23 protein-coding genes and 1 pseudogene are annotated in these 26,274 nt (G+C 70.6%); 21 read left to right on the top strand and 3 right to left on the bottom strand.

Annotated elements, in window-relative coordinates:
• Nucleotides 1-2: 2 nt before the first annotated feature.
• Together Q2K21_RS20055 and Q2K21_RS20050 are read right to left on the bottom strand one after the other, a co-directional pair.
• Nucleotides 3-587 carry a carboxymuconolactone decarboxylase family protein gene (locus Q2K21_RS20055; RefSeq protein ID WP_310772833.1) on the bottom strand — a complete coding sequence of 195 codons (585 nt, stop codon included), beginning with the start codon at nt 585-587 and terminating at the stop codon, nt 3-5.
• A 16-nt stretch (nt 588-603) separates the two neighbouring features.
• A complete protein-coding gene (locus tag Q2K21_RS20050; protein ID WP_310772831.1) occupies nt 604-1,137 on the bottom strand; it encodes a cupin domain-containing protein in 534 nt (177 codons plus the stop codon).
• A 315-nt stretch (nt 1,138-1,452) separates the two neighbouring features.
• Between Q2K21_RS20050 and Q2K21_RS20045 the strand changes: the two genes are divergently transcribed.
• The 16 genes and pseudogenes from Q2K21_RS20045 (at nt 1,453) to Q2K21_RS19975 (ending at nt 19,410) form a co-directional block, all read left to right on the top strand.
• Nucleotides 1,453-4,656 (top strand): ATP-binding protein, encoded by a 3,204-nt coding sequence (locus tag Q2K21_RS20045; RefSeq protein WP_310772829.1) that lies wholly within the window; start codon nt 1,453-1,455, stop codon nt 4,654-4,656.
• The gene (locus Q2K21_RS20040) at nt 4,653-5,849 is read left to right on the top strand and encodes an aminotransferase-like domain-containing protein (protein WP_310772827.1); all 1,197 of its coding nucleotides are present in this window, start codon (nt 4,653-4,655) and stop codon (nt 5,847-5,849) included. The genes Q2K21_RS20045 and Q2K21_RS20040 overlap by 4 nt, the downstream gene beginning before the upstream one ends.
• 53 nt (nt 5,850-5,902) lie before the next feature.
• Nucleotides 5,903-7,258: an MFS transporter gene (locus tag Q2K21_RS20035; RefSeq protein ID WP_310772825.1), complete on the top strand. Its 1,356-nt coding sequence runs from the start codon at nt 5,903-5,905 to the stop codon at nt 7,256-7,258.
• Between the two features lie 637 nt (nt 7,259-7,895).
• Complete coding sequence (locus tag Q2K21_RS20030; protein ID WP_310772823.1) at nt 7,896-8,693, top strand: alpha/beta fold hydrolase; 798 nt, start codon at nt 7,896-7,898, stop codon at nt 8,691-8,693.
• 35 nt (nt 8,694-8,728) lie between these two features.
• Nucleotides 8,729-10,912, top strand: a complete 2,184-nt coding sequence (locus Q2K21_RS20025; protein WP_310772821.1) for an MMPL family transporter — start codon at nt 8,729-8,731, stop codon at nt 10,910-10,912.
• A 37-nt stretch (nt 10,913-10,949) separates the two neighbouring features.
• Nucleotides 10,950-12,191, top strand: coding sequence for an MFS transporter (locus Q2K21_RS20020; RefSeq protein ID WP_310772819.1), 1,242 nt, complete (start codon nt 10,950-10,952; stop codon nt 12,189-12,191).
• Between the two features lie 64 nt (nt 12,192-12,255).
• Nucleotides 12,256-13,878 (top strand): FAD-dependent oxidoreductase, encoded by a 1,623-nt coding sequence (locus Q2K21_RS20015; RefSeq protein ID WP_310772817.1) that lies wholly within the window; start codon nt 12,256-12,258, stop codon nt 13,876-13,878.
• Between the two features lie 85 nt (nt 13,879-13,963).
• A complete protein-coding gene (locus tag Q2K21_RS20010; RefSeq protein ID WP_310781417.1) occupies nt 13,964-14,461 on the top strand; it encodes a hypothetical protein in 498 nt (165 codons plus the stop codon).
• Nucleotides 14,416-14,553, top strand: a pseudogene (locus Q2K21_RS36025) (IS256 family transposase); the annotation flags it as partial. The gene Q2K21_RS20010 and the pseudogene Q2K21_RS36025, both read left to right, overlap by 46 nt.
• Nucleotides 14,554-15,025: 472 nt before the next feature.
• On the top strand, nt 15,026-15,433 hold the full coding sequence (locus tag Q2K21_RS20005; protein WP_310772815.1) for a hypothetical protein: 408 nt from the start codon (nt 15,026-15,028) through the stop codon (nt 15,431-15,433).
• A gap of 221 nt (nt 15,434-15,654) precedes the next feature.
• Nucleotides 15,655-15,996: an ArsR/SmtB family transcription factor gene (locus Q2K21_RS20000; protein WP_310772813.1), complete on the top strand. Its 342-nt coding sequence runs from the start codon at nt 15,655-15,657 to the stop codon at nt 15,994-15,996.
• Nucleotides 15,993-17,729, top strand: coding sequence for a SulP family inorganic anion transporter (locus tag Q2K21_RS19995; RefSeq protein WP_310772811.1), 1,737 nt, complete (start codon nt 15,993-15,995; stop codon nt 17,727-17,729). Before Q2K21_RS20000 ends, Q2K21_RS19995 begins: the two co-directional genes overlap by 4 nt.
• Nucleotides 17,726-18,136 carry a pyridoxamine 5'-phosphate oxidase family protein gene (locus Q2K21_RS19990; protein ID WP_310772809.1) on the top strand — a complete coding sequence of 137 codons (411 nt, stop codon included), beginning with the start codon at nt 17,726-17,728 and terminating at the stop codon, nt 18,134-18,136. The genes Q2K21_RS19995 and Q2K21_RS19990 overlap by 4 nt, the downstream gene beginning before the upstream one ends.
• Complete coding sequence (locus tag Q2K21_RS19985; RefSeq protein WP_310772807.1) at nt 18,136-18,561, top strand: ATP-binding protein; 426 nt, start codon at nt 18,136-18,138, stop codon at nt 18,559-18,561. Before Q2K21_RS19990 ends, Q2K21_RS19985 begins: the two co-directional genes overlap by 1 nt.
• 49 nt (nt 18,562-18,610) lie before the next feature.
• A complete protein-coding gene (locus tag Q2K21_RS19980; RefSeq protein WP_310772805.1) occupies nt 18,611-19,006 on the top strand; it encodes an STAS domain-containing protein in 396 nt (131 codons plus the stop codon).
• A 53-nt stretch (nt 19,007-19,059) separates the two neighbouring features.
• Complete coding sequence (locus Q2K21_RS19975; protein WP_310772803.1) at nt 19,060-19,410, top strand: zinc ribbon domain-containing protein YjdM; 351 nt, start codon at nt 19,060-19,062, stop codon at nt 19,408-19,410.
• Between the two features lie 34 nt (nt 19,411-19,444).
• Here the strand turns inward: Q2K21_RS19975 and Q2K21_RS19970 are convergent, their stop codons facing one another.
• On the bottom strand, nt 19,445-19,630 hold the full coding sequence (locus Q2K21_RS19970; RefSeq protein ID WP_310772801.1) for a hypothetical protein: 186 nt from the start codon (nt 19,628-19,630) through the stop codon (nt 19,445-19,447).
• A 219-nt stretch (nt 19,631-19,849) separates the two neighbouring features.
• On the opposite strand from Q2K21_RS19970, the gene Q2K21_RS19965 reads away from it, so the two are divergent.
• The 5 genes from Q2K21_RS19965 to Q2K21_RS19945 all read left to right on the top strand — a co-directional run bounded on the left by Q2K21_RS19965 (nt 19,850) and on the right by Q2K21_RS19945 (nt 26,272).
• Complete coding sequence (locus Q2K21_RS19965; protein WP_310772799.1) at nt 19,850-20,200, top strand: ArsR/SmtB family transcription factor; 351 nt, start codon at nt 19,850-19,852, stop codon at nt 20,198-20,200.
• A 225-nt stretch (nt 20,201-20,425) separates the two neighbouring features.
• Nucleotides 20,426-20,908, top strand: a complete 483-nt coding sequence (locus Q2K21_RS19960; RefSeq protein WP_310772797.1) for an NADH-quinone oxidoreductase subunit B family protein — start codon at nt 20,426-20,428, stop codon at nt 20,906-20,908.
• Nucleotides 20,905-23,961 carry a proton-conducting transporter transmembrane domain-containing protein gene (locus Q2K21_RS19955; protein ID WP_310772795.1) on the top strand — a complete coding sequence of 1,019 codons (3,057 nt, stop codon included), beginning with the start codon at nt 20,905-20,907 and terminating at the stop codon, nt 23,959-23,961. The genes Q2K21_RS19960 and Q2K21_RS19955 overlap by 4 nt, the downstream gene beginning before the upstream one ends.
• Nucleotides 23,958-24,638, top strand: a complete 681-nt coding sequence (locus Q2K21_RS19950; RefSeq protein WP_310772793.1) for a hypothetical protein — start codon at nt 23,958-23,960, stop codon at nt 24,636-24,638. Before Q2K21_RS19955 ends, Q2K21_RS19950 begins: the two co-directional genes overlap by 4 nt.
• Nucleotides 24,638-26,272, top strand: a complete 1,635-nt coding sequence (locus tag Q2K21_RS19945; RefSeq protein ID WP_310772792.1) for a proton-conducting transporter transmembrane domain-containing protein — start codon at nt 24,638-24,640, stop codon at nt 26,270-26,272. Before Q2K21_RS19950 ends, Q2K21_RS19945 begins: the two co-directional genes overlap by 1 nt.
• Nucleotides 26,273-26,274 lie beyond the last annotated feature (2 nt).

Below are 26,274 nucleotides of genomic sequence, written 5' to 3'. Positions count from 1 at the left end.
CGTCACGGCTGGGCCGTTGACGGTTCCCGACCGGGGACCGGTACGTCGAAGCAGTTCAGCACCATCGCGATGAGGCAGTAGCTGCCGATGAGGAACACGAGCTCGCCGACCCCGTCGTGGCCCAGCAACTGCGTGGCCCGGTCGTATGTGGAGTCCGGGAGTATGCGCCCGGAGGTCAACGCCGTCGCGACGTCGTGGGCGACGGCCTGTTCGTCACTGAGCCCGGAGGGCCGACCGCCCGCCGCCAGGGTCGCGATCTGTGCCGCCGGAAGGCCGACCTCGTCTGCCGTCTGCTCGTGTGCGTACAGCAGGTACCGGGCGCCGTAGGCGCCTCCGACGGTGAGGATCGCCACCTCGCGGACGATGGGGTCGAGGTGAGCCTCGGCCGCGACCGCCCGCTGCAGAAACAGAGCCGGAACCCCGAACGTGGGGAAGTGCAGCATCGCCGCGAACGGCCCGACGAGCGCGCCGTCGTCGTCGAGGATGACGACGCGTCCCTGCTCCTCGGTGACGAGGCCGGCGATTCCGTCGTGCACCTCGCGGAGTCGGGGGCTGAGCTCATTGGGTGGGATGGGTCGAATACGCATACGATGCTCCTCCTTCTCAGAGTCCGTCGGTGTACTGGCCGTCGATGAGTACGAAGGCGACCCGGCAGTTCGCGGCCGACCGGTTTGCCCATGCGTGGTTGGTGCCGCGCTGAATCACGATGTCTCCGGTGCGGACGATGGTCTCGCCCTCGTCGAGAACCAGCGTGAGCTCGCCCTCGATCACGATCCCGTAGTCGATCGTCTGCGTGCGGTGCATCAACGGATGCGGGGCGCCGGCAGCGGACCGTGCGGCGTCGGCACCGCCCATCTCCCCGAACTTCTCGGCCGCCTCGGCCCCCGTCAGGTTTCGGATCCGGTCGTCCTCCGGAGGGAAGTCGATCACCCGGATGCGAGTGCCACGCTCGGGAGGTCCGAGCACCAGACCGTCCTCCGCCGGCTCACCCGACTGCCGGTCGATGACGGCCGGCGTCTGGCGTGTATTCCACACCTCGTAGAAGACCGGGCCACCAGGCCCGCCGATCTCCACCACGCGAGTCGGCGGTGCGTCCTGCGTGATGACCGCACGGTCGGACGCGTCATGGCCGGTCACGATTCTCCGGAACGGTTGAACTGGGCTCATATGGTGAGTCCCTCCCCTTGTAAGCAGCCCGGCAGGCACTGACGCCGCCGCACACCGAAAGACTGGCGCCCGTCACTTGACGCAGAGTGGACCGTCCGTGGACGGTGCTCCGCTGTCCGTAAAGTCCGTCTCGGCATCGGCGCTGAGGTGGGCCGCCCGCCGGCACCTGCGAAGGCATGGCCGAGCCTTGCCGCACCCAGCGGTGGAATCCGGCCGGTCCACGTACACTCGCACGAAGCCGACGAAGATCGCGTCGTGTCCACCCCGGGATCGAGGAGTGCAGCGGTGCCAGTCCTTGCGGCCCGGTCCGGCGGTGAAGATCAGCCGGCCGGGAGAGGCTCGCCGTATCTGCAGATCCTGGGCCCGTTGCGGATCTGGCGCGACGGTGTCGAACAGGGCGCCGGGCCACGGCAACAGGCGTACCTCCTGGCTCTGTTGCTGGCCCGCGCCGGCAGGCCGACCAGCACGAGCGAGCTGATCGACCTGATCTGGGGTGATGCCGTCCCCTCCAGCGCCTTGAACGTCCTTCAGAAGTACATCGGCACGTTGCGACGGCTGCTCGAGCCTCTGCTGCCCGCTCGCGAAGCCGGCTCGTTCCTCCACCGTCGCGGCAATTCCTACCTTTTCGCCGCCGACGCCGCCACGCTGGACCTCGTCGCCTTCCGAGAACGCGTCGATGCCGCCAGGGCCGCGCTGACTCGGCACGATCACGAGGTGGCCCTCGATCACTACGTCGGAGCGCTCGGGCTCTGGCACGGCCCGGCGGGCGACGGCATCGCCGACGGGACAATCGCCACGACGGTCTTCGCCGCACTCAACAACGAGTTCTACGACGCGTGCACGGCGGCGGCGGAGCTCGCCGTGCCGATGAGGCAACCGGAGCGGGTGCTTGCGGCTCTGCAACTGGCCGCATCGATGGCACCGTTCAACGAACCCGTGCTTGCCGGTCTCGTCGGCGTTCTCGGCGCTGCCGGACGCCAGGCGGAGGCACTGTCGGTGTTTCGTCAGGTCCGCGACCGGCTCGCCGACGAGCTCGGCATCGACCCGGGTCCGGCGCTGGAGAACGCACAGCGGCGGATTCTCACCCAGCCCCCGGCGTCGCCGCTCGTGCGGGAGGCGGACGAGGAGATCGGGCGGACCACGGCGGCCACCTTGATCGGCCGGACCGAGGAACTCGCCACGCTGCGGCGCATCGTGGAGCGCGCACTCGCCGGCGACACCGCGATCGGCGTCGTCGAAGGCGAACCGGGGGCAGGCAAGACCCGGCTGCTGGAGGAGGCCGCCGCCGTGGCGGGCCGGCTGGGTGCACTCACCGTCTGGGGCTCCTGCCTGGAGGGCGATGGGACACCGGCGATGTGGCCGTGGGAGCAGGCCCTGAGCCAGGTCGTCCGCAGTCTGCCCGCTCCGGCGAGCGAACAGTGGCTCACCGGCGGGCTGGGAAGCCTCCTTGCGGCGCGGGACCACGCGACCCGGGAACTCCCCGACGGCAACGCCCAGTTCCGGCTGTTCGAACAGGTCGTCGCCCTGGTCGGACAAGCGTCGGCGCGGCGGCCGATCCTCCTGATACTCGATGACCTCCAATGGGCCGACGCCACCTCCCTGCAGTTGTTGCAGCACCTGGCGGGGCGGCTGCCCCAGGGCACCGCGATCATCGGCGCGCTACGCGACCGCGCACCCACACTCAGCCCGGGCCTCTCCCGGGTGCTGGCCGCTGCCAGCCGGCGGCCCGGTCATCGGAGGTTCCGGCTCGGCCCGCTCGGTCCGGCCGACGTGGCCGCACTCATCCGCCACGAAGCCGGCCAGGATCCCGGCGACGACGTCGCCCGCGCCATCCACGCCCGTACCTCCGGCAATCCGTTCTTCGTCCGCGAACTGTCCCGGCTCCTCAGCGGGAACGGCGCGATCGGCGACGGCGACACCTCCGCCTCGGCCAGGGTCCCCTCCACCGTCCATGACGTCGTCCGCGACCGGATGGCCGGGCTCGACGACCGCGCCCGCGACCTGCTGCACGTGGCCGCGCTCATCGGCCGCGACGTCGACCTCAGACTGCTGTCCCGCGCCACCGGTGTGGACGTCGCGGACTGTCTCCATCACCTGGAACCGCTGCATACGCTCGGGCTGCTCGAACCCGGGCCGCACGACCCGTCCTCGCTCCGCTTCGCGCACGACCTGGTGCGCGAGTCGGTCTCCGAGACCGCGACGAAACAGCAGGTCACCCAGCTGCATCTGCGCGTCGCGGACGCGCTCGAACAGATCCATGCCGACGACGAGGACGTCGCCGAACGCCTCGCATACCACCTGTGGGCCGCCGGCCCCCTCGCCGAGCCCGTTCGCACGGCGGAGGCGCTGATCCGCGCCGGGCGCCGTGCGGCAGCCAAACTTGCCTTCGAGTCCGCCAATCGGCAGCTGCGCTCCGCCATACAGGTCACCCGGGCTTCCGGACTCATGGAGCTGGAGTTCTCCGCCCTCACGCTGCTCGCCATCGTCGTCAGACGACAGTCGGGGTACGACGCCTCGACATTCGATCTGCTGGAGCGGGCCGAATACCTGGCCCGCACCCTCGGCCGGGAGGCGGAGGCCGCCGACTTCCTCTTCATCCGTCTGATGGGTGCCTACACCTCCATCGAGAAGGGCCGCGGGCAGTTGGCCCGCCGCATGCACGAGCTCGGTCAGGTGTCCTCCGATCCGGCCGTCCGACGCTACGGCCGGCAGGCCTGGGGCCTGCATCAGTGGGACATCGGCAACATCGGCGAGGCGTACCGGTCCTTCATCAAGGAGGATGTCGCCGCTGCCGGCGGCACCGTCGCCCCGGACGAAGAGACACCGCTCCGGAGGGATGGCAGCATTCCCGGGGAAGGGCCCGGCTGGCGGGCAGTCATGACCGCGCTGCACGGTGATGTCGACGCGGCGCTGGCTTTCGTCGACACCTGGGACACTCCGGGGGACCCGTACGCGGCCTCGGTCTGGGTCTACTACACGACCATGATCGCTTCCATGGCCGGGGACGCCGAAGCGGCACGGCGAGCCGGCGAGCGGTGGGTCGCCGCCGGCCTCGCCCGTCTCCGCGCCCAGATCGACCACTACATACGGCAGAGCTGGTGCTGGGCACGCGCCCTCACCGGCGAGGATCCGGCCGGCGCCGCGGCCGAGGCCGAGGAACTCCTGGTCGCCAACCTGCTCCATCCGCCGCAATGGGGCATCGCCTACCACTACGCACTGATCGCCGAGATGTGGCTGGCAGCCGGATTGCCCGATCGGGCCGACGCCGCTCTCGACCGAGCCGACCAGGCGATGTGGGACTACGGCCAGCGTTACGCCGAAGGGCTGCTCCTGCTGCTGAAGGCGCGCCTGCTGCAGGCCCGCGGTGTACCCCTCACCGCTGTTAGGGCCGCCGCCGAACGGGCCTACACGCAATCCACCGCATGTGAGGCGCACCTGTTCGCGCGACGCGCCGAACGACTCCTCTCAGGACTTGGAGGCAACGCATGACCGCAGGCCCTGAGGAACAGAGCGGGCTGACGGCCCTGGCCCGTGGGCTCTCGGCGCCGAAGGGCTTCGTCGACGCCAGCCTGGCCGCCCCTGCCCCCGGAACGATTCGCCTGCTGGGTGGCATCCCCGCGCCCGCGGCTTTGCCGGTCGAGGCGATCGGGAAGGCATCGGCGCAGCTGTGGCAGGCCCCCGACGCCGCGGTCGCGAGCCTGCAGTATGCGCCGACGCGCGGATCCGCCGCGCTGTGCGACTGGATCGCAAAACGGGAGGGCGTCGACCCGAGCCGGATCGTGGTGACGAACGGCGGCATGCACGGCCTCGCGCTGGCGGTGCTGACCGTAGTCGAGCGGGGTGCCACCGTCGCGGTGGACGATCCGGTGTTCCCGGGTTTCCTTTGGGCCCTGGAGGTCTCGACGACGCGGATCCTGCCGGTACCGGTCGTGGCCGACGGCTTCGATGTCGAGCACCTCGCCCGGCGGCTCGCCACCGGCGCCCGGATCGCCGCGGCCTACACCGTGCCCGACTTCCACAACCCTGCCCAGGTCAGTCTCTCGGCGCCGAAGCGGCAGGCACTGATCGAGCTCGCCGAGCGGTACGGCTTCTACGTGATCGTCGACAATCCGTACCGCGAACTGCGCTTCGGCGGCCAGGACCAGGGTGTCGCGGTCTTCAACCAGTCGGATCGGGCGATCCACGTCAACACCTTCACCAAGACCCTCGGCCCCGGCTGGCGCGTGGGCTGGCTGGTTCTGCCGGACCACCTCGTGGACCCGGTGATCCGGCTGCGCAACCGCCTCGACGTCCACACATCCTCGGTGACCCAGGCGATCATCGAACGGCTGCTCACCGACGACGCCGAATGGTTCGACGGGATCGTGCGCGGCGCCACCGCGCTGTACCAAGAACGCGCCGGCGTGCTGATCGACGCCCTGCGGGAACAACTCCCGGGCGCCCTCCACGTCGTGGCCCCCGAAGGCGGGCTGTTCCTCTGGCCGCGGCTCACCGACGACGCTGTGGACCCCGCAGCGCTGTTTCGGCGGGCGGCCGCCCACGGCGTGATCTACCAGCCGGGCGAGTTCTTCGCGGCGGACCCCCGGCGGCGGTCTTCGGCCCGCCACCTGCGGTTCGCCTACAGCGACCGCACTCCGGAAGAACTGCGGGAGGCCGTACGCCGACTGGCCCTGGCCTTCTGAGAACGCAAGCGAGCAACGACAGTCCCCTGTGGTGGATTCCCGGAAGGCGGCTCATGACCAACGCTCGGCTCCCCCTCCGCGCACTTGCCCCGTTCGCCGCCGGTTCGATCGGCATGGGCATCTGGGTCACCGTGCCCGGCATCTTCCTGCTGTACTTCCTGACCGACGTCCTGGCCGTGCCGCCGCAGACGGCCGGCCTCGCGCTGCTGCTGCCGAATGTCGCCGACATCGTGGTGCGCCCGTGGGTGGGCCGGATCTCCGATGCCAACCTGGCCGGCCGCGGCCACCGCCGGCAACTGATGGTGGCCGGCTGCGCCGTGGTGCTCGCCTTCGTGGCCGTGTTCGCCGTGCCGTCGGACCTGCACGGGACAACCGCCGCGATATGGGTCGCGGTGGCGCTGGTCGCCGGCAAACTGCTCTACTCGTGCTACCAGGTCTCCTACCTCGCCACACCGGCCGACCTGGGCATCGGCTACCACGAGCGGACCCGCCTCATGGGCTACCGCAATGTCGTGATCACCGTGAGCGTCCTGCTCGCCGGCGTGGCCGCGCCGGTGGTCGCCGGCGACGATCCGGACGTCGGCGATTACACGAGAATGGCTCTGCTGCTCGGCGCGGTCATGCTTGCGGCGATGCTGGTCGGCATCACCGGCGTCGCCCGCCTCAACGGGGCTGCGCCGGGCACCCCGGCCGAGCCGGGGCACCGGGGCGGGCTGCTGGTGGCGCTGCGCGACCGGCAGTTCCGTGCGCTGACCGCGTCCTATCTGACCGTCGCGATCACGATGAAACTGGTACTGGCCGCCATGCCGTACTTCGCCGAGTACGAGCTGGGCCGCTCCGCGCTCACGACCGTGCTCATCGCGGCGTTCATGGCGCCGGCGGTCCTGACCACGCCCCTGTGGGTACTGGTGGCCCGGCGGCTCGGCAAGCAGCGCAGCCTGCTCGCCGCCCAGGCCGCCTTCGTGGCCGGCTCGCTGGTGCTGGCCCTGGGCGCCGCGGCCGGCCTGCCCCTGCTGATCGCAGCCGTGGCGGTGCTGGGCGTCGCGTTCGCCGCGATGCAACTGATGCCGCTGTCGATGGTGCCCGACGTCATCGCCGCCGCCGGGCCGGCCGGTACCGCCAGTGCGGGCAGTTACACCGGCGTGTGGACCGCCGCCGAGGCCACCGGCGGTGCGTTGGGGCCGTACGTGTACTCGGCCTGCCTGGCCGCGGGCGGGTTCGTGGCCAGTACCGCGGGCGAGCACACCACGCAGTCTTCCGGCGCGCAGGCGGCCGTTCGCTACGGCTTCACCTTGGTGCCGGCCGTGCTCATGACGATCGCCATCGCGCTGCAACGCCGGTACACCTTGGACAAGCGCGCCCACACTGCGGCGCCGCGTGCCGTCGCCCAGGAGGAAGCAGTGGGGTGACGCCGCCCGCTTCCCCCGCCGGAACTGCCGTGCGGGAGGCGGAGCATGTGCCAGGGAACGGCCGGCGAACGCGCGCCGAACGACCGCCCTCGGCGCTACAAGAGCAACTTGTCCGACGAGCGGTGGCCCCTGATCGAGCCCGTCATCGCCTCCTGGAAGGCTCAGCATCCCCTGTCACCGGCCACCAGGACGCCTACGAGATGCGGGAGATCCTCAACGCCCTGCTCTACCGGTCCCGTACCGCTGCCAGTGGGACTGCCTCCCCCACGACCTGCCCAGGCCCGGATCACCCGCAAGACCCTGCCGGCGCTGCCTGAGCCGTCCCCGCCGACGCCGTCGGCGCGAGGCTGCCGGCCATCCGGCCTACCGGCAGATCCTGGCTGATCGAGCCCGAGCAGGGCATGTTCACGTGGCTTACCGGCCTCTGAAACAGCTCAGTGCGTGTCACTCAATTTCGTCGGCGGGCATTTCACCGACGCCTATTCCGGCTTTTCGACGTGCTTGACAACAACGGAACCGATGGTGAACCGGCCCCCGGCGGGCGCCCGGATTTCTGTTCAGTGCTCGTCAAGTAACCGGTTCTACGCTGACCCGCGGTCACCACTGAGAACACCGGATACCGAAGGGTTATACATCGATGACGACAACTCGCCGGGGGCTGTTGGCCGGATCCGCCGCGGTCGTGGTGGGCGCCGCGCTCGACGCGCCCGCCGCGCAGGCACACACCGGAAGCGGCAGCGGCCAGAAGCCCACCGTGGTACTCGTGCACGGCGCGTTCGCCGACGCCTCCGGCTGGAACGGGGTCGCCTCCCGGCTCATCCGCGACGGCTATCCGGTCATCGCACCGCCCAACCCGCTGCGCGGCGTGGCCTCCGACTCCGCCTATCTCGCCGGCATCCTCGCGACCCTCAGCGGCCCGCTCGTCCTCGTCGCGCACTCCTACGGCGGGATCGTCGTCACGAACGCCGCGACCGGCAACGCGAACGTGAAGGCGCTGGTCTACGTGGCCGCGTTCGTGCCCGATCAGGGGGAGACGCTGCTGGGCCTGCAGACGAAGTACCCGGGAAGCAGGCTCAGCGAGGAGGCGCTGGACTTCCGTCCCTACGGTGAGGGTCTCGTCGACGGCTACATCAAGAAGGAGCTCTTCCACGACGTGTTCGCCGGGGACCTGCCGAAGGCGACCACCGAGCTGATGTGGGCCGGCCAGCGGCCGGCGGACGTGCGCACCCTCGGGGAGCCGTCCGGCGCCCCGGCCTGGAAGACCGTTCCGTCCTGGTACCTCGTGGGCCGCGACGACCAGGTGCTGCCCCCGGCGGCCCAGCGGTTCATGGCGCGCCGGGCCGGCGCGCACACCTTCGAGGCCGACACCTCGCACGTCGCGATGATCGCGCGGCCCGCGGCGACGGCCGCCCTCATCAAGCGCGCCACGCGCTGACACCACCGAGCCGACGAAGCCAGGAGGGGACGGCGATGTTCGAGAGGTGGGGGCGGACGATGGTCGGCCGACGGTGGTGGGTGATCGGCCTGGCCGCGGCCTTCCTGGCGTTCGGCGGCATCTGGGGTACGCGGGTCTTCGGCTCGCTGACCACCGGAGGGTTCGACGACCCGGCCGGCCAGAGCTCGCGCGCGGCCGCACGTGCCGAGGCGACGCTGGGCCGGACCGGCAACGACGCGGTGGTCCTGTACACCAGCCCCAGCACGACAGTCGACGCCCCGGCGTTCCGGCGAGCCGTCACGCAGACGCTCCGGGCGCTTCCCCACGACGTGGTGACCCGGACCGTCACCTATTGGAGCGCCGGCAGCCCGGCCCTGGTCAGCCACGACCGGCACGCCACCTACGCGGTGCTGACCCTGGCCGGCGACGATGAGGCGCGGCGCGGCGAAGCGCTGGACGAGATCGAGGACGAACTGGCCGCGCCCGGCCTGCGGACCCAGGTCGGCGGCGCCACCACGGTCGACCGCGACATCCGCGAGCGGGTCGCGGCGGACATCGCCTTCGCCGAGACGATCTCCATACCGGTGCTGCTCGTGCTCCTGGTCGTCGTCTTCGGCAGTGTGGCCGCGGCGAGCCTGCCGCTCGCGATCGGCGCTCTGGCCATCCTCGGAGCGTTCACCGCGCTGCGCGGGATGACCTACCTGACCGACGTCTCGGTCTTCTCGGTCAACGTGGTGACGATTCTGGGGCTGGGCCTGGCGATCGACTACGGCCTGTTCATGGTCGGGCGGTTCCGGGAGGAGATCGCCCGCGGGCTCGGTGTCGAGGACGCCGTCGCCCGCACGATGGCCACCGCCGGTCGTACGGTCGCGGTCTCCGGCGTCACCGTCGCCGTCTCGTTGGCCGGACTGCTGATCTTCCCGATGACCTTCCTCCGCTCGATGGGCCTCGGCGGTCTGTCCGCGGTCTTGGTGGCGATGGTCGCGGCACTGACCGTGCTGCCCGCTCTGCTCGCCGTGCTCGGCCCCCGGGTCGAGGCACTTTCGGTACAACGGCTGCTGCGCCGCCCGCCGCCGGCTCTCCCGCAGGACGAGGTCGCGCACGGGTTCTGGTACCGCCTCGCGCACAGCATCATGCGCCGCCCGGTCATCTATGCGGCCGGGGTGCTCACGGTCATGTTGCTGGCCGCCGCGCCGTTCCTGCGCGTCGAGTTCGGCGGTATCGACCCGAGGGTGCTGCCGCCGGGTACCGAGAGCCGTGTGGTCTCGGAAACCGTCGACCGGGACTTCGTCCGGAACGGTCAGGTGCCCATCGAGGCGATCGTGACCTCGTCGGACCGGGCCGGTCTGGAGCGCTACGTCGACGCCGTCCAGACTGTCGACGGGGTGTCCGGAGCCGAGGTCACGGGTCGGTCCGGCGACGTCGCCCGGGTCACGATCATGTACCAGGGCGACCCCATATCGCCCCGGGCGCGGGATCTCGTGAGCCGGATCCGGGCCGTACCGGCACCACCGGGCGGTGAGGCGCTGGTGGGTGGCCAGACCGCGCAGCTGGCCGACCAACTCGACGCCGTGGGCGATCTGCTGCCCTGGATGGCGCTGATCATCGGCGGCGCCGGCTTCGTCCTGCTGTTCCTCGCCTTCGGCTCCGTCGTGCTGCCGATCAAGGCGATCGTGATGAACATCCTGTCGCTCGGCGCCTCGTTCGGCGCACTGGTCCTGATCTTCCAGGACGGCCATCTGTCCGGCCTGTTGGACTTCACCTCCACCGGGACGCTGGAGGCGACCCAGCCGATCCTGGTCCTCGCGGTCGTGTTCGGGCTGTCTATGGACTACGAGGTCTTCCTGATGTCCCGGATCCGCGAAGAGTACGACCGGACCGGCGACAACACCGCGGCGGTCGCGGTCGGGCTGCAGCGCAGCGGCCGGGTCATCACCAGCGCGGCGCTGCTCATCCTGGTCGTGATCGGGCTGTTCTCCATCTCCGGAATCACGTTCATCAAGCTGATCGGGGTGGCGATGCTCATCGCCGTCCTGGTGGACGCGACGATCGTCCGGGCGCTGCTGGTACCGGCCACGATGCGCCTGCTCGGCAACGCGAACTGGTGGGCGCCGGCGCCCCTGCGGCGCTTCTACGCCCGCCACGGCCTCCGGGAGGGCGACGACCCGCCCCCCACGCCCGATCTCCGTCCCGCACCGGCCCGTACACCGTCCGACTGACCCTCCTGCCCAGGACGAGACGAGACGAGGCGAGACGATGCATCAGCGCGCATACGACAGCCAGTGCACCGCCGAGGAGAAGCGGCACACCTCCGCGAAGTCGCCCATCAGGCATCCCAAACTGACGTTGTTCGCACTGGCGTTGGGTACCTTCGCGATCGGCGCCGGCGAGTTCGGCAGCAACGGCATCATCCAGCTGTTCGCGTCCGATCTGGATGTGTCCGTTCCGGTCGCGACCTACGCGATCACCGCGTATGCCTTCGGCGTGATGATCGGCTCTCCGGCGATCACCCTGCTCGCCGCCCGCGTCAACCGGCGCACTCTGCTGCTCGGCCTGATCGGACTGTTCCTGGTCGGCAACGGACTCTCCGCCCTGGCGCCGGACATCGTGCTGTTCGTCGCATTCCGGTTCGTCACGGGCAGCGTGCAGGGAGCGTTCTTCGGCGCCGGAGCCGTCGTCGCCGCGTACGTGTACGGGCCGGGCAAGGGCGGCAAGGCGTTCGCCACCGTGATGGGAGGACTCACCGTCGCCACCATCGCCGGGTCGCCGCTCGGCACCTTCATCGGCCAGCACGCCGGCTGGCGCGTCATGTACGGCACCGTGGTCGCCGTCGGCCTGCTCGCCGGAGCCGCCCTGCTGGCCTGGCTGCCGCGCACCGAAGACCTGCGCGGCAGCTCCCTCACGGGCGAACTGGGCGCCCTCCGGCGGCGGGGCGTCTGGCTGATGGTCACCGTCGCGGCGTTCGGTATCTCCAGCATCTTCGCCGTCTACACGTTCATCGGCCCGTTCGTCACCGACGCGGCGCTGCGGGACGCCTCGCTCATCCCGATCGCGCTCGCCGTCTTCGGCCTCGGCATGGCGGTCGGCAACCACGTCGGCGGACGTGTCGCCGACCGGCACGAGAACCGCGGTCTGATCTTGGGCTACGGCGGTGCTCTGGCGTTCCTGGTGCTGATCGGTGTGGCAGGCGGCAACCTGGTGATTCTGCTGCCCTGCCTGTTCGGCGTCGGCGCGACCATGATGTTCGCCATCCCCACCATCCAGGTCCGTTTGACCGGTTTCGCACCGGACGCCCCGACCTTGATGGGAACGCTCAACCTGGCCGCCCTCAACCTGGCCAACTGTCTCGGCGCGATCGGCGGCGCGGTCGCCCTCGACGCAGGCTGGGGGACCTTGTCCACCGTGTGGGCCGGCTTCGTCCTCACCACCGCGGGTCTGCTCCTGTACGTCACGACCGTCGCCCGGGTGAAGCCGGCGCCCGTTCCGGTTCGCACCTGAACAGCTCGACTCGACCAGCACTCCAGCAAGAGACCCTTCTGGTCCGGTGTGACGGAGGAATCACGTGAACGACGGTGCGGCACCGCGCGGGCCGGTCCTGGACGACGAGCAGTTCCGCCGGCTCGCCGAGTACGGTGAGGTGGAGCACGCCGAACCCGGCCGGGACCTGTACACGTCCGGCGACGACACCTACGACTTCTTCCTGCTCCGGTCGGCGACCGTGGAGATCGTCCGGGACGCGACGGCGATCGAGCCGGAGCGTGTGATCTACCGGGGCGGCCCCGGAGACTTCCTCGGCGAGCTCAACCTGCTGACCGGTCAGCACGTCTACCTGACCGCCCGGGTGGTGATCGCCGGGACAGTCGTCCGGATCCGGGCGGCGATGTTGCGCCGGGCCCTCGCCGAGCAGGTCGACATCGCCGACACACTGATCGAGGCGTTCAGGGAACGGCGCGAGGTGATCCGCGGGGCGGCAGGCAACGCCCTGGAGCTCGTCGGCCGGTCGTACGCCGCGGAGACGCTGGAACTGCGCACCTATGTCACGCAGATGCTCCTGCCGAATTCCTGGCTCGACGCGGCCTCGCACCCCGGACGCTTGCTGATGAGACGGGCGGGGCTCGGCGAGGACGACCTGCCGGCCGCGATGGTCAACGGTTCGCTGCTGAGGCGCGCGACGCCCAGAGCTGTTGCCGAGGTGCTCGGTCTCACCTATCGAGCCGACGGGCGTCCGGTCGATCTCGTCGTGGTGGGCGCCGGCCCGGCGGGTCTGGCCGCCGCCGTGTACGCGGCGTCCGAGGGTCTCGCCACCGTACTGCTGGACCGAGCCGGGCTCGGCGGCCAGGCCGCCAAGAGCGCCCGCATCGAGAACTATCTGGGCTTCCCGCACGGAGTCAGCGGCGAGAGCCTGACCCGTCTGGCGATGGTCCAGGCACTCAAGTTCGGTGTACGGATCCACTCGCCCTGCGCGGTGGCCGGCCTGGACCTCTCCGAGGAGCGACGGCCGGCCGTCCTGCTGGCGGACGGCGCACGCATTCAGTGCCGCGCGGTGATTGCCGCGACCGGGGCGCACTACCGGCACCTCGACCTGCCGCAATGGACGACTTTCGAGAGGTCCGGTTGCGTCCGGTACGCCGCGACCGAGCTGGACGTCCGAGGCTATGAAGACCAGCCGGTGACGGTCGTCGGCGGTGCCAACTCGGCCGGGCAAGCGGCCCTGTCCCTCGCCGCCGGTGGTGCGACGGTGGATCTGATCGTCCGCGGCGCCGATCTCGGAGCCCGGATGTCGTCCTACCTGACCGACCGGATCCGAGCGCATGCGCGGATCCAGGTCCACACCAGCAGCACGATCCGCGAACTGGGCGGCGACGACACCCTCGCGTCGATCGTTGCCGAGAGGTCCGACGGGCGGCGGGACCGGCTGGCTTGCCGCGCGCTGTTCTGCTTCATCGGCGCCGACCCGGTGTCGGGCTGGCTGGACGGCGTGGCCAAGGACCACAACGGCTTCGTCCTCACAGACAGCCGCCTGCCTGCCCAACCGTTCGGTACGGCCCTGCCGTTCCAGACAAGCGCACCCCGGGTCTTCGCAGTCGGCGACCTCCGGGCGGGCTCGACGAAGAGAGTGGCCACCGCCGTCGGCGATGGCGCCGGCGCAGTCTCCTCCGTCCACGAGGCACTCGCCGACGACTGACACGTTCCTCGGCCACCGACGGGGGTTTCACCTCTGTCGATACCCGAAGGGCCGAGTCGGCAACTGGACGGACAAGCCCGCGGCCGTGGCGGTCGCCTTCCTGCTTACCACGGCGGTGGCGACAGCTGCCTCGGGGCTCGCCCCGTTCGTCCGGCGGTTCTTCCTGGCCGTGGCCATGGGGCTGTTCATCGTGATGAGCGTCCCGACCAGCGGCGGCGCCGTGCCCGCGCCGATGCTGCCGACGTTCTTCCAGGACGTGCACCGGGTGATGCCGCTCGCCAACGGGCTCGATGCGCTGCGGGGCATTCTCTACTTCGACGGGGCCGCCTCCCAGTTCCTTGGCGACGTGCGTGACCGGACGCCGGTCGAGGACGACGCGACGTACCAGCAGGCATCTGCCGTGAAAGGTCAGCCGGGCATGGGCGCGGGCCATCAGGGCCTCCGAGGTGAGTGGAGACGTCAAACTCCACTACGCCCGGAGCCCCCAAGATCAACAGCCGGCGGCAGGCGTGTCACCAACCTTCCGGCCGAGTACAGCTGGAACGCCGCCAACGCATCGACCAGGCGCTGCTTGCCGTGGTGATGGAGGCGTGCGTTTACGGCGTCCCGCCGCGCTCAGTCGATGACCTGACCAAAGTGCCTGATGTTTCGTCAGGTGTCAGCAATGGGTCAGTGTGAGTCCTGAAACAGCAGGGGAACAGCTGACCGAACTTGCGAATCGTTGTACGCTCCGAAGACCGCCCTTGACCTGCAAAAAGCGGGCAGGGAGCAGACAAATCGGGAGTTTCTCCGTGCTTCGTACCATGTTCAAGTCCAAGATCTAGCCTTTGGTTATTTCCGCAGGTCAGAGCCTTGATCGCCGCCTCCGGGTCAGCAAAAGGTCAGCATCGGGCCGAACGGTGTCCGGCTTGCTGACCTGCACCTGCACCTGCGGCAGGGCTTGCTGCGCCGCCCGGCGCCCTGCTCGGAAGGCTTGATGCGTGGCTCGACAGCTCGCCCGTGGGGGTGGGGTCCTTCTTCAAGGAGCCTGACGCAGATCTACGCGGAGAAAAAGAAGACGGCCCCGTCCGTTGCTGAGGTCCGCCGGGAACTCGGTCAGCAGACGGTCGCGGAATACGCGGAGCAGTGGTGCCCCAGGCAGCGCAGGATGACGGAGTACTCAACGGGCTGGCATGTGGACAGTTCCATCAACGTGCGCATTGTTCCCCGCCTTGGCTCGCGGAAGTGGCACTCGGTCATGCCGATCGTGGTCGAGCGATTCCTGGGCGAGTTGGAGGCCGACGGGGTGGGCCGGGGCAACCAGGTGAACATATTCCGCACCCTGACGGCGATCCTGCGGGGCGTCTATGGCAAGGGCGCCATGGCAGACGACCCCGTGAAGGGGGTCCAGGAGCCGGAATACGTCCGCGAGAGGGTGGTCATCCCGTCCCTTGCCTACGTGAAGAAGGTGCTGGGGGTCGCTGACGAGCTCCTTGCGCTGGAGATCGTCATGATGGTGGGCTGCGGCTTGCGGAATGGCGAGGCCCGAGCTGCCGTCTGCCCCGCCACCGGCTGACTTGCCGGCCGTGACCACGACCCAGTAGGCCGACTACGCACATGCGCGTGAATCGCCGCAAAACGGATATCAGAATTGCGAAATTTTGCAATTAGTTACATGCTGTAGAAGCTGTGCCCGTCTGTCCTGACCTGGTAGCCGCGGGCGCAGCACATTCGTGTCTGACATTTGCCGTGTCCGCCCCGCGAGGGTGGGGTCTTCGTAGGGGAAGCCGAGGGGTCGTGTCCGTTCCGCTGTACCAGGCCAAGGCCGAGTTCTTCCGGATGCTGGGGCATCCCGTACGGATACGGGTGCTGGAGCTGTTGCAGGACGGGCCCAAGCCCGTACGGGAGCTGCTCGCCGCGATCGAGGTGGAGCCGTCCGGCCTGTCGCAGCAGCTGGCGGTGCTGCGCCGCTCGGGGATCGTCGCCTCGACGCGCGAGGGCCAGGCGGTCGTCTACGAACTCGCGGGCGGGGACGTCGCGGACCTGATGAAGGCCGCGCGCCGGATCCTCACCGAGATGCTTGCCGGGCAGAAAGAACTGCTCGCGGAGCTGCGGGAAGCCGAGGTCGCCGCGCGATGAGCACCACCCTCGGCCGGGCCTGGGCCCGGATCGCCTCCCTCCTGCCCGGGCGCAGCGACCTCGCGGAGATGCGGCGCGACCCCCGGCGGGACCTGCTGGCCGGCCTGACCGTCGCGATCGTCGCACTGCCCCTCGCGCTCGGCTTCGGCGTCTCCTCCGGCCTCGGCGCCGAGGCGGGCCTGGCGACGGCCGTCGTCGCGGGCGCACTGGCTGCTGTATTCGGCGGTTCGAATCTTCAGGTGTCCGGGCCGACCGGCGCCATGACAGTGGTGCTTGTCCCGATCGTCGGCCAGTACGGGCCGACCGGCGTGCTGACCGTCGGGCTCATGGCCGGTCTCATGCTCGTCGCGCTGGCCGCGCTGCGGGCCGGGAAGTACATGCAATACGTACCCGCCCCGGTCGTCGAGGGCTTCACCCTCGGCATCGCCTGTGTCATCGGCCTCCAACAGATCCCGAACGCGCTCGGCGTGCCCAAGCCCGAGGGTGACCGCGTGCTCGTCGTCACCTGGCGAGCGATCGAGGAGTTCGCCAAGGCGCCGAACTGGACCGCCGTCGCCTTCGCGGTCGCCGTGGCCGCGGTCATGCTGGTCGGGGCCCGTTGGCGGCCGACCATCCCGTTCTCGATCCTCGCGGTCATCGCGGCCACGATCGTGGCGCAGGCCGCCGGTCTGGACGCGGCGAAGCCGATCGGCGCCCTGCCGTCCGGGCTGCCCGCCCCCTCGCTGTCCTTCCTCGACCTTGGCGCGCTGGGTACCCTGCTCGCCCCGGCCGTGGCGGTCGCGGCGCTCGCCGCGCTGGAGTCACTCCTGTCGGCGTCGGTGGCCGACGGCATGACGGTGGGCCAGAAGCACGACCCGGATCGGGAGCTGTTCGGGCAGGGCCTGGCCAACATCGCTGCCCCGCTGTTCGGCGGCGTCCCGGCCACCGGAGCGATCGCCCGCACTGCAGTCAACGTCCGCACGGGCGCAAGCTCCCGCTTGGCCGCCCTCACTCATGCCGCGGTCCTCGCCGTGATCGTCTTCGCGGCCGCGCCCCTGGTGTCGAAGATCCCGCTGGCCGCCCTCGCAGGAGTCCTGCTGGCCACCGCGATCCGCATGGTCGAGGTCGGCTCACTGAAGGCCATGGCCAAGGCCACCCGTTCCGATGCGCTGATCCTTGCCCTCACTGCGGTTGCGACCCTCGCCCTCGACCTCGTGTACGCGGTGATCATCGGTCTGATCGTGGCGGGCGCCCTTGCCCTGCGTGCCGTGGCCAAGCAGGCCCGCTTCGACCAGGTACCCCTCGACCACGGCGACCACAGTGCCAAGGAGCACGCACTGCTCGCCGAGCACATCGTCGCGTACCGTATCGACGGCCCGCTGTTCTTCGCCGCCGCCCACCGCTTCCTGCTGGAGCTGACCGAGGTCGCCGACGTTCGCGTGGTCATCCTGCGCATGTCCCGGGTGTCGACCATGGACGCCACCGGCGCCCTCGTCCTCAAGGACGCGGTGGAGAAGCTGAACCGGCGCGGCATCGTCGTCATGACCTCCGGGATACGCCCCGGCCAGCGCCAGGTTCTTGACTCGGTGGGCGCACTCGACCTCCTCCGCCTGGACGGCCGGGAGTACGCCACCACCCCTGAGGCGATCCAGGGCGCCCGCGACCACCTGGAGATGGCCGGCGTCCTGCCCGCCGTCCCCGCGCAGAAGATGAACCCGAAGACGACAGACGTCAGCGAGGAACCCGCCCGATGACCACGCCTCCCACCACCCTGCGCATGATCGAGGTCTCCGGGGCTGAGGCGCTGTGGCTGCTGGAGGGGGTGGCGCTGGGGCGGCTGGTGTTCGTGCAGCGTGAGGCGACCGTCGTACGGCCCGCCCGGCATGTGTGGGAGTACGGCCGGCTCATCGTGCGCACCCCGGTGCAGGCGACCGTGGTGCCGGCGACGGCGACGTACCACGTGGACGAGGTCCGCGCGGCGACCGGCACCGGCTGGACGGTGACCGCGGCCGGGCCTGCCGAAGTGATCAACCACCCCGACGAAGCCGCGCACTACCGGCGCACCCTCGCCGGCTGGACGCACGGGCCGCACGACACGATCCTGCGCATCCACCCCCAGGCGGTCACCGGCTTCCGCCTCGCCCGTGGGGCAGAGGGTTGATGTCCACACGGCTGGAAGCGCTGCCCCACCGGCACGTGCTCACCCTGCCGAGCGAGCCGGCGGCGGTCCGCGTCGCCCGCCAGACCGCCGAACGGGCCCTGATCGAGTGGGGGATAGGTCTGCGCCACCCCACGGTGGATCCGGCCCTGTTGATCCTCAGCGAACTGGTCACCAACAGCGTCCGTCACGCCGCCGTGCTCTCTCCGCAGGTCACGGTGATCTATGCGGCCGGCGCGGACTGCCTGGCCTTCGCCGTGCATGACCGTCACCCCTACCAGCCATCGCTGTACGCGCCTATCACCGGAACGGGAGCAGGAGGTCTCGGCACCGTCATGGAGCTCACCCTCGGGCTGGGCGGCACCGCCGTCGTCCGGGCCGATGCCGACGGCAAGGGCAAGAGCATCTGGATCACCCTCCCTCTCTGATGTGAGAGCAGACCGCCAACGGACAACCCACACAAGGAAGTTCACTTTCATGACCATCGACTGGCGCTACACGATCGAGCAGGACCTCGGCATCCTCTCCGTCGCCGGATACCTGGGCCCGGACGCGGTCCGCCGCTTCAGCGGCGCGGTCGGCTGGGCGCTTGCCCGTGGTACCGGGCCGGTCGTCCTCGACCTGACCGAGCTGCGCAGCTGGTCCGCCGAAGGCCAGCTGGCCATCACCGAGGCCGCACGCCGCCTCGCCGATTCCGGGCGGAGTCTGGAGCTGGCCGCCATCCCCGCCGACGGCTCGCTCGTCCCGGACGGCGACTGCCCGGACATCCCCGTCCACTGTGACTTGGCTGCCGCCCTCGCCGCCCACGGCCGAGGACCGTCGGTCCTGGAGGAGGGGCAGCAGGAGTGGCGCACGAACGGCTGGCCCGCCTGACACCCGCCCGCATGACATACATGTCGGCTTACTGAGTGAAAGACACTGGTTCCATGAGTGAAGTTCTTCCCCCTTGCCCTGAATGCTCCGGCGCGTACACGTACGAGATGGGTGCGCTTCTCGTGTGTCCGGAATGCGGCCATGAGTGGTCGCCATCCGACTCGTCGGCCGGCGCGGTCGGGGACAAGGTGATCAGGGATGCGGTCGGCAATGTGCTCGCCGACGGCGACACCGTGACGGTGGTCAAGACGCTGAAGGTCAAGGGCAGCCCGACCGGGATCAAGGCGGGCACCAAGGTACGCAACATCCGCCTCGTCGACGGCGTGGACGGCCATGACATCGACTGCAAGATCGATGGGTTCGGCGCCATGCAGCTGAAGTCCAGCGTGGTCAAGAAGGTCTGAACCGGCACTCTCACCGGGTCGGTGGCACCACCGGTCAGCCGCGGTCGGCGTCCTGAGCCGGCTGGCCGGGACGCCCCCCGAAGGACAGCTTCAGCATGCGGTCGTTGCCGCAGCTCGGGCAGACGCCGTCCGGGCCGACGGCCGTGGGGCGGCACTTCAGGTGGCAGGCCGGGCACTTGAACCAGGTGACGCCCAGGCCGCGGAGCGGGGTGATTCTCATGCAAGCCTCCCTCGCACCACGTATGGAATTGCTAATCTTAGCAATTCCTGAGGTTGTCACCCTGGGTTCGGCGGCCCAACTTCTCGGCGCGGGCTCGGTCCTGCCGATGCCGCACGCGAGGATGGGCTGCATGTTCTTCACGAGTGGGTGGCGGTGGACGCGATGTGCCGACGTCCGGCCGGTGAGGCCGTGCTGTGGTGTCGGGGAGGGGGCGGCGCGATGAGTACGCCGCTGTACCAACTGAAGGCCGAGTTCTTCAAGACGCTGGGCCATCCGGCCCGCATCCGCGTCCTGGAGCTGCTGAGCGAGCGCGAGCACGCGGTTGCCGAGATGCTGCCCGAGGTGGGCATCGAGCCCGCGCACCTGTCCCAGCAGTTGGCGGTGCTGCGGCGGGCGAACCTGGTGGCGACCCGCAAGGAGGGCTCGACCGTGTACTACTCGCTGACCAGTCCGCACGTCGCGGAACTCCTCCGGGTTGCCCGCACCATCCTCTCCGGTGTGCTGGCGGGGCAGGCCGAGCTGTTGGCAGACCTGCAAGCCGCGCAGAGGGAGGGGAAGCCGCCGTCGTAGCGACGGCCATCGATCGGCGGCCGCCTTCCGAGAGTTGGACAGCGCTCTTTGGTGCGGGAGGCGGTCGCCTTCACCCGTGGGGCCGGTTCCGAAGGGACTCGGCTATTCCTTAACCGACAAAGCCTCGCAGAAGTAAGTAAAACACAAGCAAAGAGTCGTAACTCCAGCCGCAGAACACCGTTTTGATCACCTGCGGACACGTCTTCACCGTGTCAAGGAGGGTTCATGGGCCTGTTGCGCAAGATCCGCACCACCGGGAGGGTGGCCGAGCCCGCGCCGCCACGCCCGGAGGGCGAGGCCCCTCCGCAGGCACGGGAGTTCGGCGGGTCGGTGCAGGTGCGGTGTGTGGACGCGGGCTCCTGCAACGGCTGCGAGATCGAGATCGCGGCGGCCTTCAACCCGGTGTACGACGCTGAGCGGTACGGGGCTCGGCTGGTGGCCTCGCCCCGGCACGCGGACGTGGCGCTGGTGACCGGGCCGGTGACGCGGAACATGGCGGAGCCGCTACGGCGCACGGTGGCCGCGATGGCCGAGCCGCGGCTGGTGGTGGCGGTGGGGGACTGTGCGATCAACTGTGGGGAGTTCGCGGGCGGGTACGGGGTCGAGGGTGCCGTCTCCGACGTCGTACCGGTGGACCTGGCCGTGCCCGGATGCCCGCCGGAGCCGGAAGCGATCGTGGCGGCACTCAGGAGAGTGACCGGGCGGTGAGCGTGATCTCGGCCGCCCTCGCGACGGCCACCACACTGGGCGGCGCGGGCGCGCTCGCCGGTCTCGGACTGAAGAACAGGGCCCGTATCCCGGTCGTTGGAGTGCTGACGGCGGGTGTGGGGGTCGCGGGTGGCACGGCGGGTGTGGCTGCACTGGGCGGAAGCAGGTGGACAGCCGTGTATCCCGGCCTGCTGCCGCTGGCCGGGGCGTATCTGGCGGTGGATGCGCTGGCGGGTCTGTTCCTGGCGGTAGCGGGGGTCGTCGTGGCCGCGGTCGCGGTGTACGGCATTGGCTATGCGGGCGGGCACGGCCCGCACGGACTCGGCTCCCGTACGGCCCAGGCGCTGCTGCCGCTGTTCGCGCTCACGCTGATCCTGGTTCCGGTGGCCGCCTCGGTGTCCACGTTCCTGGCGCTGTGGGAGCTGATGGCGCTCGCCTCGCTGTTGCTGGTGCTGGCTGAGCACCGAGGGGGGCACCTCCCTGCTCATGGGGATCCCCCCTGTTCGAGCGGAGCCGAGAACTTGGGGGAGAAGCCGAGAGCTTGGGGGAGGGCCTCCGTGCGGCAGGCCGGCGTGTGGTACGCGGTGATGACGCACCTGGGACTCGTACTCCTGCTGACAGGGCTGGCGCTGTTCGCCGGACAGGCGGGCGGAGAGTCCTTCACGGCTCTGCGGGCGGGTGCGGCGGGCATGTCGCCGACGGTGCGCGGTCTCGTCTTCGTTCTGGTGGCGGCCGGGTTCACGTCGAAGGCGGGCGCCGTGCCGCTGCACGCCTGGCTGCCGCGCGCGCATCCCGAGGCGCCCAGCCCTGTCTCGGCGCTGATGAGCGCGGCCATGGTCAACCTCGGTGTCTACGGTCTGGTGCGGGTCGGCTTCGACCTGCTGGGCGGGGGACCGGCCTGGTGGTGGCTGATGGTGCTCGCGCTCGGCGGGCTGTCCGCGGTGTACGGCATCCTGCAGGCCGCGATGGCCTCCGACCTGAAGCGGCTGCTGGCCTACTCGACATCGGAGAACATGGGCCTGGTCCTGATCGGTGTCGGCGCGTCGGGCCTGTTCGCGGCGTACGGGGACGAGGCGCTTGCCGCGTTGGCGCTCGTGGCGGCGCTGTTGCACGTGGTCAACCACTCGGCGTTCAAGGCGCTGTTGTTCTGCGCGGCGGGCTCGGTGCTGCGGGCCACGGGGGAACGCGACCTGGACCTGCTGGGCGGGCTGCGCTCCCGGATGCCGTTCACGGCGGGCCTGTTCGCCGTCGCCGCACTGGGCGCGGTGGCGCTGCCGCCGGGCAACGGCTTCATCAGCGAGTGGCTGCTGCTGCAGTCCCTGATCCACGGCCTTCAGGTACCGGGTGTGGCACCGGCTGTCGTCCTGCCCGTCGCCGTGGCGCTGATCGCGCTGTCGGCGGGGCTCGCGGCGGCGGTGTTCGTCAAGGCGCTCGGCGTGGGCTTCTTCGCCCGGCCGCGCAGCGACCGGGCCGCCGCGGCCAAGGAGGCGCCGCCGCTCATGCTCGCCGGGATGGGACTGCTCGCGACCTTGTGCGCGGCCCTGGCGCTCGTGCCCGGACTGCTGGGCGACGGCCTGGACCGGGCCGTGGGCGCGGTCGGACTGCCGGGCAGCGGGGCGGTTTGGGGCGGCGGGCTGAAGGTGAGGCTCGGCGTCGCTCTCGCCGCTGTGGATCACCGCGGCCCTGACCGGTGTGCTCGTCCTGGCCACCGCGCTGCCCGGGCTCTACGGCCACCGACGCCGGCGCCGGAACACGCGGCTGTGGGACTGCGGGGGAGGTGCTCCGACCCCGCGCATGGCCTACACGGCGACGTCGTTCGCCGAGCCGCTGCAACGGGTCTTCGACGATGTCCTCGCGCCGGAGCAGGACGTGAACGTGACGCCGGTGCGGGAGTCGGCCTACCTGGTGGAGCGGGTGCGCTTCTCCCGCGCGGTGCCCGACCGGATCGAGCACCGGCTGTACGAACCGGTGCTGACCGCCCTCGTCCGTGCCGGACGCGCGGCGCGCCGACTGGCGGGCGGCAGCGTCCATCTCTATCTCGGCTACGGCTTTGTCGGCCTGGTCGTCCTGCTGTTGGTCCTGGCGGTGGGCTGGTGATGAACGGAATCGGATACGCGGCCGTCGCCGGCCAGGTCGTCGTGGTGGTGGCGGGAGCGCCGCTGCTGACCGGGTGGATGCGGCAGGTACGAGCCCGTCTGGAGGGCCGGGCCGGGGCTGGAGTGCTGCAACCCTGGCGCGACGCACGCAAGTTGCTGCGCAAGGAGCCGATCACTCCAGTGGGCACCGGTTCGGCGTTTCGGGCCGCGCCCGCGCTGCTGGTCGCCACCACCGTGGTGGCCGCCGGGCTCGTACCCCTGCTGTCGACGGACACACCGGTCAGCGGTCATGCGGACCTGATCGTGGTGGTGGCGCTGATCGCGCTGGGCACGCTGGCCCTCGCGCTGGCCGGGCTGGACACCGGCACGGCGTTCGGCGGGATGGGGGCCTCCCGGGAGATGACGGTGGCCGCGCTGGTGGAGCCGACCATCCTGCTGTCGGTGTTCGCCCTGTCGATACCGGTCGGGACGACCAACATCCCGGCCATCGTCTCCGGCGCCGTCCACGATCCGAGTCGGCTGGCCTCCCCGGCGGGCCTGCTGGCCACGGCCGCGCTCGCCGTGGCGGTGCTGGCGGAGACTGGCCGGATCCCGGTGGACAACCCCTCCACCCACCTCGAACTCACGATGATCCACGAGGCGATGGTGCTGGAGTACGCGGGCCCGGATCTGGCGCTGGTCGAACTCGGCGCCCAGATGCGGCTCACCCTGCTGCTCGGCCTGCTGTCCTCCCTGTTCGCGCCGTGGGGCATCGCCACCAGCGCCTCCTGGACGGCGCTGGTCGTGGCCCTGGTGCTGTTCGCGGTGAAGGTCTGCCTGCTGGGCGCGATGCTGGCGGCGGCCGAGGTTTTCTGGGCCAAGGTGCGACTGTTCCGCGTGCCTGAGCTGCTCGCGGGCTCCTTCCTCCTGGCGCTCCTCGCGGTGACCGTCTCGTACTTCCTGGGCGGAGAGTCATGAGCGACGACCTGTACACCCAGCTCCTCGATCTGGCCTGCGGGGCCTTCCTGCTCGCGGCGGTGATCGTGTTGTGGCGGCGTGAACTCGCCGCGATCGTCCGGGTCTTCGCCCTGCAGGGCATGGCCCTGGCCGCCATCGTGGTACTCCTCGGCGCGCACGAGGAGCGCTGGGACCTGGCCGCCGTCGGCCTCGGCATCGGCGTACTGCGGGCCGGAGTCCTGCCGTATCTGATCCGCCGGGCCCTGGCCGCGCTCGCCGCCGGCCGGGCATACAGCGAGGAGGTGCGGGAGACCCAGCCGCTGGTGAACGTCGCCGCCTCCCTGCTGACCGCCGCCGCGCTCAGCCTGCTCGCCTACGTGGTCGCCCGTCCACTGGTGGAGCTCGACCCGACCCCGGCCACCCGCGCCCTGCCGGTCGGCCTCGCCGTCGTCCTGATCGGCTTCTTCGTCCTGGTGACCCGGCGCCGCGCGCTGGCCCAGGTCGTCGGCTTCCTGCTGCTGGACAACGGCATCACCGCGACCGCGTTCCTGGCCACGTCCGGAGTGCCACTGATCGTCGAACTCGGCGTCTCCTTCGACGTGCTCCTCGCGGTACTGGTGCTGCAGGTCCTCACCACCCGCATGCGGGAGGCGTTCGGCACCACCGACATCGACGACCTGCGGGAGCTGCACGACTGATGAGCCCTACTGCTTCCGCGCTGCTGCTCACCGCGCCCGCCGCTGTGCCGCTGGCCATTGCCGGGGCGTACGCCCTGACAGAACTGCGCACCCGCAAGCCCGCCCCCGCCGAAGTGCACGCGGCGCGTCCACCGGGCTCCGTCCTGGTGGCGGAGGCGTCCGAACCCGAGGCACCCCCCAGGTATCCGGCGGCCTGGGCCGGGCTCGTCTCGCCCGCCGTGATCCTGCTGTGCGGAAGCCTGCTGGCGGCCGGTGTCCTCGACGACGGGCCGCGAGCGGCGTACTCCGGGCTGCTGCGTGCCGACGCGCTGACCGCGTGGATGCTGCTGGTCATCGGCGCGGTCGCGCTGATCGCCTGCGCGTCCACCCCCGCCTACCTGGCGGGAGAGCGGGCCGCCGGACGTGCTGTGACGGGGGTCCCCCCTGCTCATGGGGGTCCTCCCGCCCGAGCGAAGTGGAGAGTGGGGGAGAAGTCGAGAGCTTGGGGGAGCTATCAGTCCCTCGTCCACGCCTTCCTCGCCTGCATGTCCCTGGCGGTGCTCACCGCGAACCTCGGCGTGCTGTGGGTCGCGATCGAGGCGACCACCATCGTGACCGCGTTCCTCGTCGGCCACCGCCACACCCGCATGTCCGTGGAGGCCGCGTGGAAGTACGTGGTGATCTGCTCGGCGGGGATCGCCCTCGCCTTCCTGGGCACCGTCCTGATCTACTACGCGGCCCGGCAGGCCGGCATCGCCGAGGCATGGGCGCTGGACTGGCCCACCCTCGTCGCCCGCGCCGACCGGCTCGACCCGGCGGTCACCCGGCTCGGCATCACGCTCGTCGTGCTCGGTTTCGGCGCCAAGGCCGGCCTGATCCCGCTGCACGCCTGGCTGCCGGACGCCCACAGCCAGGCCCCGGCGCCGGTCTCCGCGCTGATGTCCGGGGTGCTCCTGTCCGTCGCCTTCGCCGCGATCCTGCGCTACCGGGTCATCGCGGACGCGGCCCTCGGGGCCGGTTTCACCCAAGTCCTGCTGGCCGGAATCGCCCTGCTCACCCTCGCGCTCGCCGCCGGGCTGCTGCTTGCCCAGCGCGACTACAAGCGGATGCTCGCTTATTCCTCCATGGAGCACATGAGCCTGATCGCCCTGGCCGCGGCGGTCGGCAGCCCGCTTGCCCTGTCCGCCGCCCTGCTGCACATCGCCGGCCACGGGCTGGCCAAGTCGGTCGCCTTCTGTGCCTCCGGCCGGATCCTGCACCTGCGGGGCACCAGCCGGATCGGGCGGGTGCGCGGGCTGATCGCCCAAGTGCCCTGGCTGGGCGGTGTGTTCGGGCTGGCCGTGGTGGCACTGCTCGGTTTCCCGCCGTTCAGCCTCTTCGCCTCCGAACTCGGCATCGCCCGCGCCGGATTCGCCGCCGGAGGTGGCCTGGGGCGGGCCATGGCAGCGGCCCTCCTGCTGGTCCTGGCCGCCTTCGCGGCGCTCGCCGTGCGGACCGCGCGGATGCTGCTCGGCGCGGCGCCCGCCGAGTCCGAGGCGCCCGCCGCGCTGTGGCCCCTGGTACTGGGGCTGATCGCCTGTGCCGTGCTGGGTGTGGCGACGGGCCCGCTCGGCGACCTGCTGTCCCAGGCCGCCGCCGTCCTGGAAAGGCCGTGACC

Source organism: Streptomyces sp. CGMCC 4.7035, assembly GCF_031583065.1.
In the GTDB taxonomy this organism is placed as follows: domain Bacteria; phylum Actinomycetota; class Actinomycetes; order Streptomycetales; family Streptomycetaceae; genus Streptomyces; species Streptomyces yaanensis.
The sequence above is the reverse complement of the archived record's forward strand: the minus strand, read 5'-3'. Positions and strand labels throughout refer to the sequence as shown.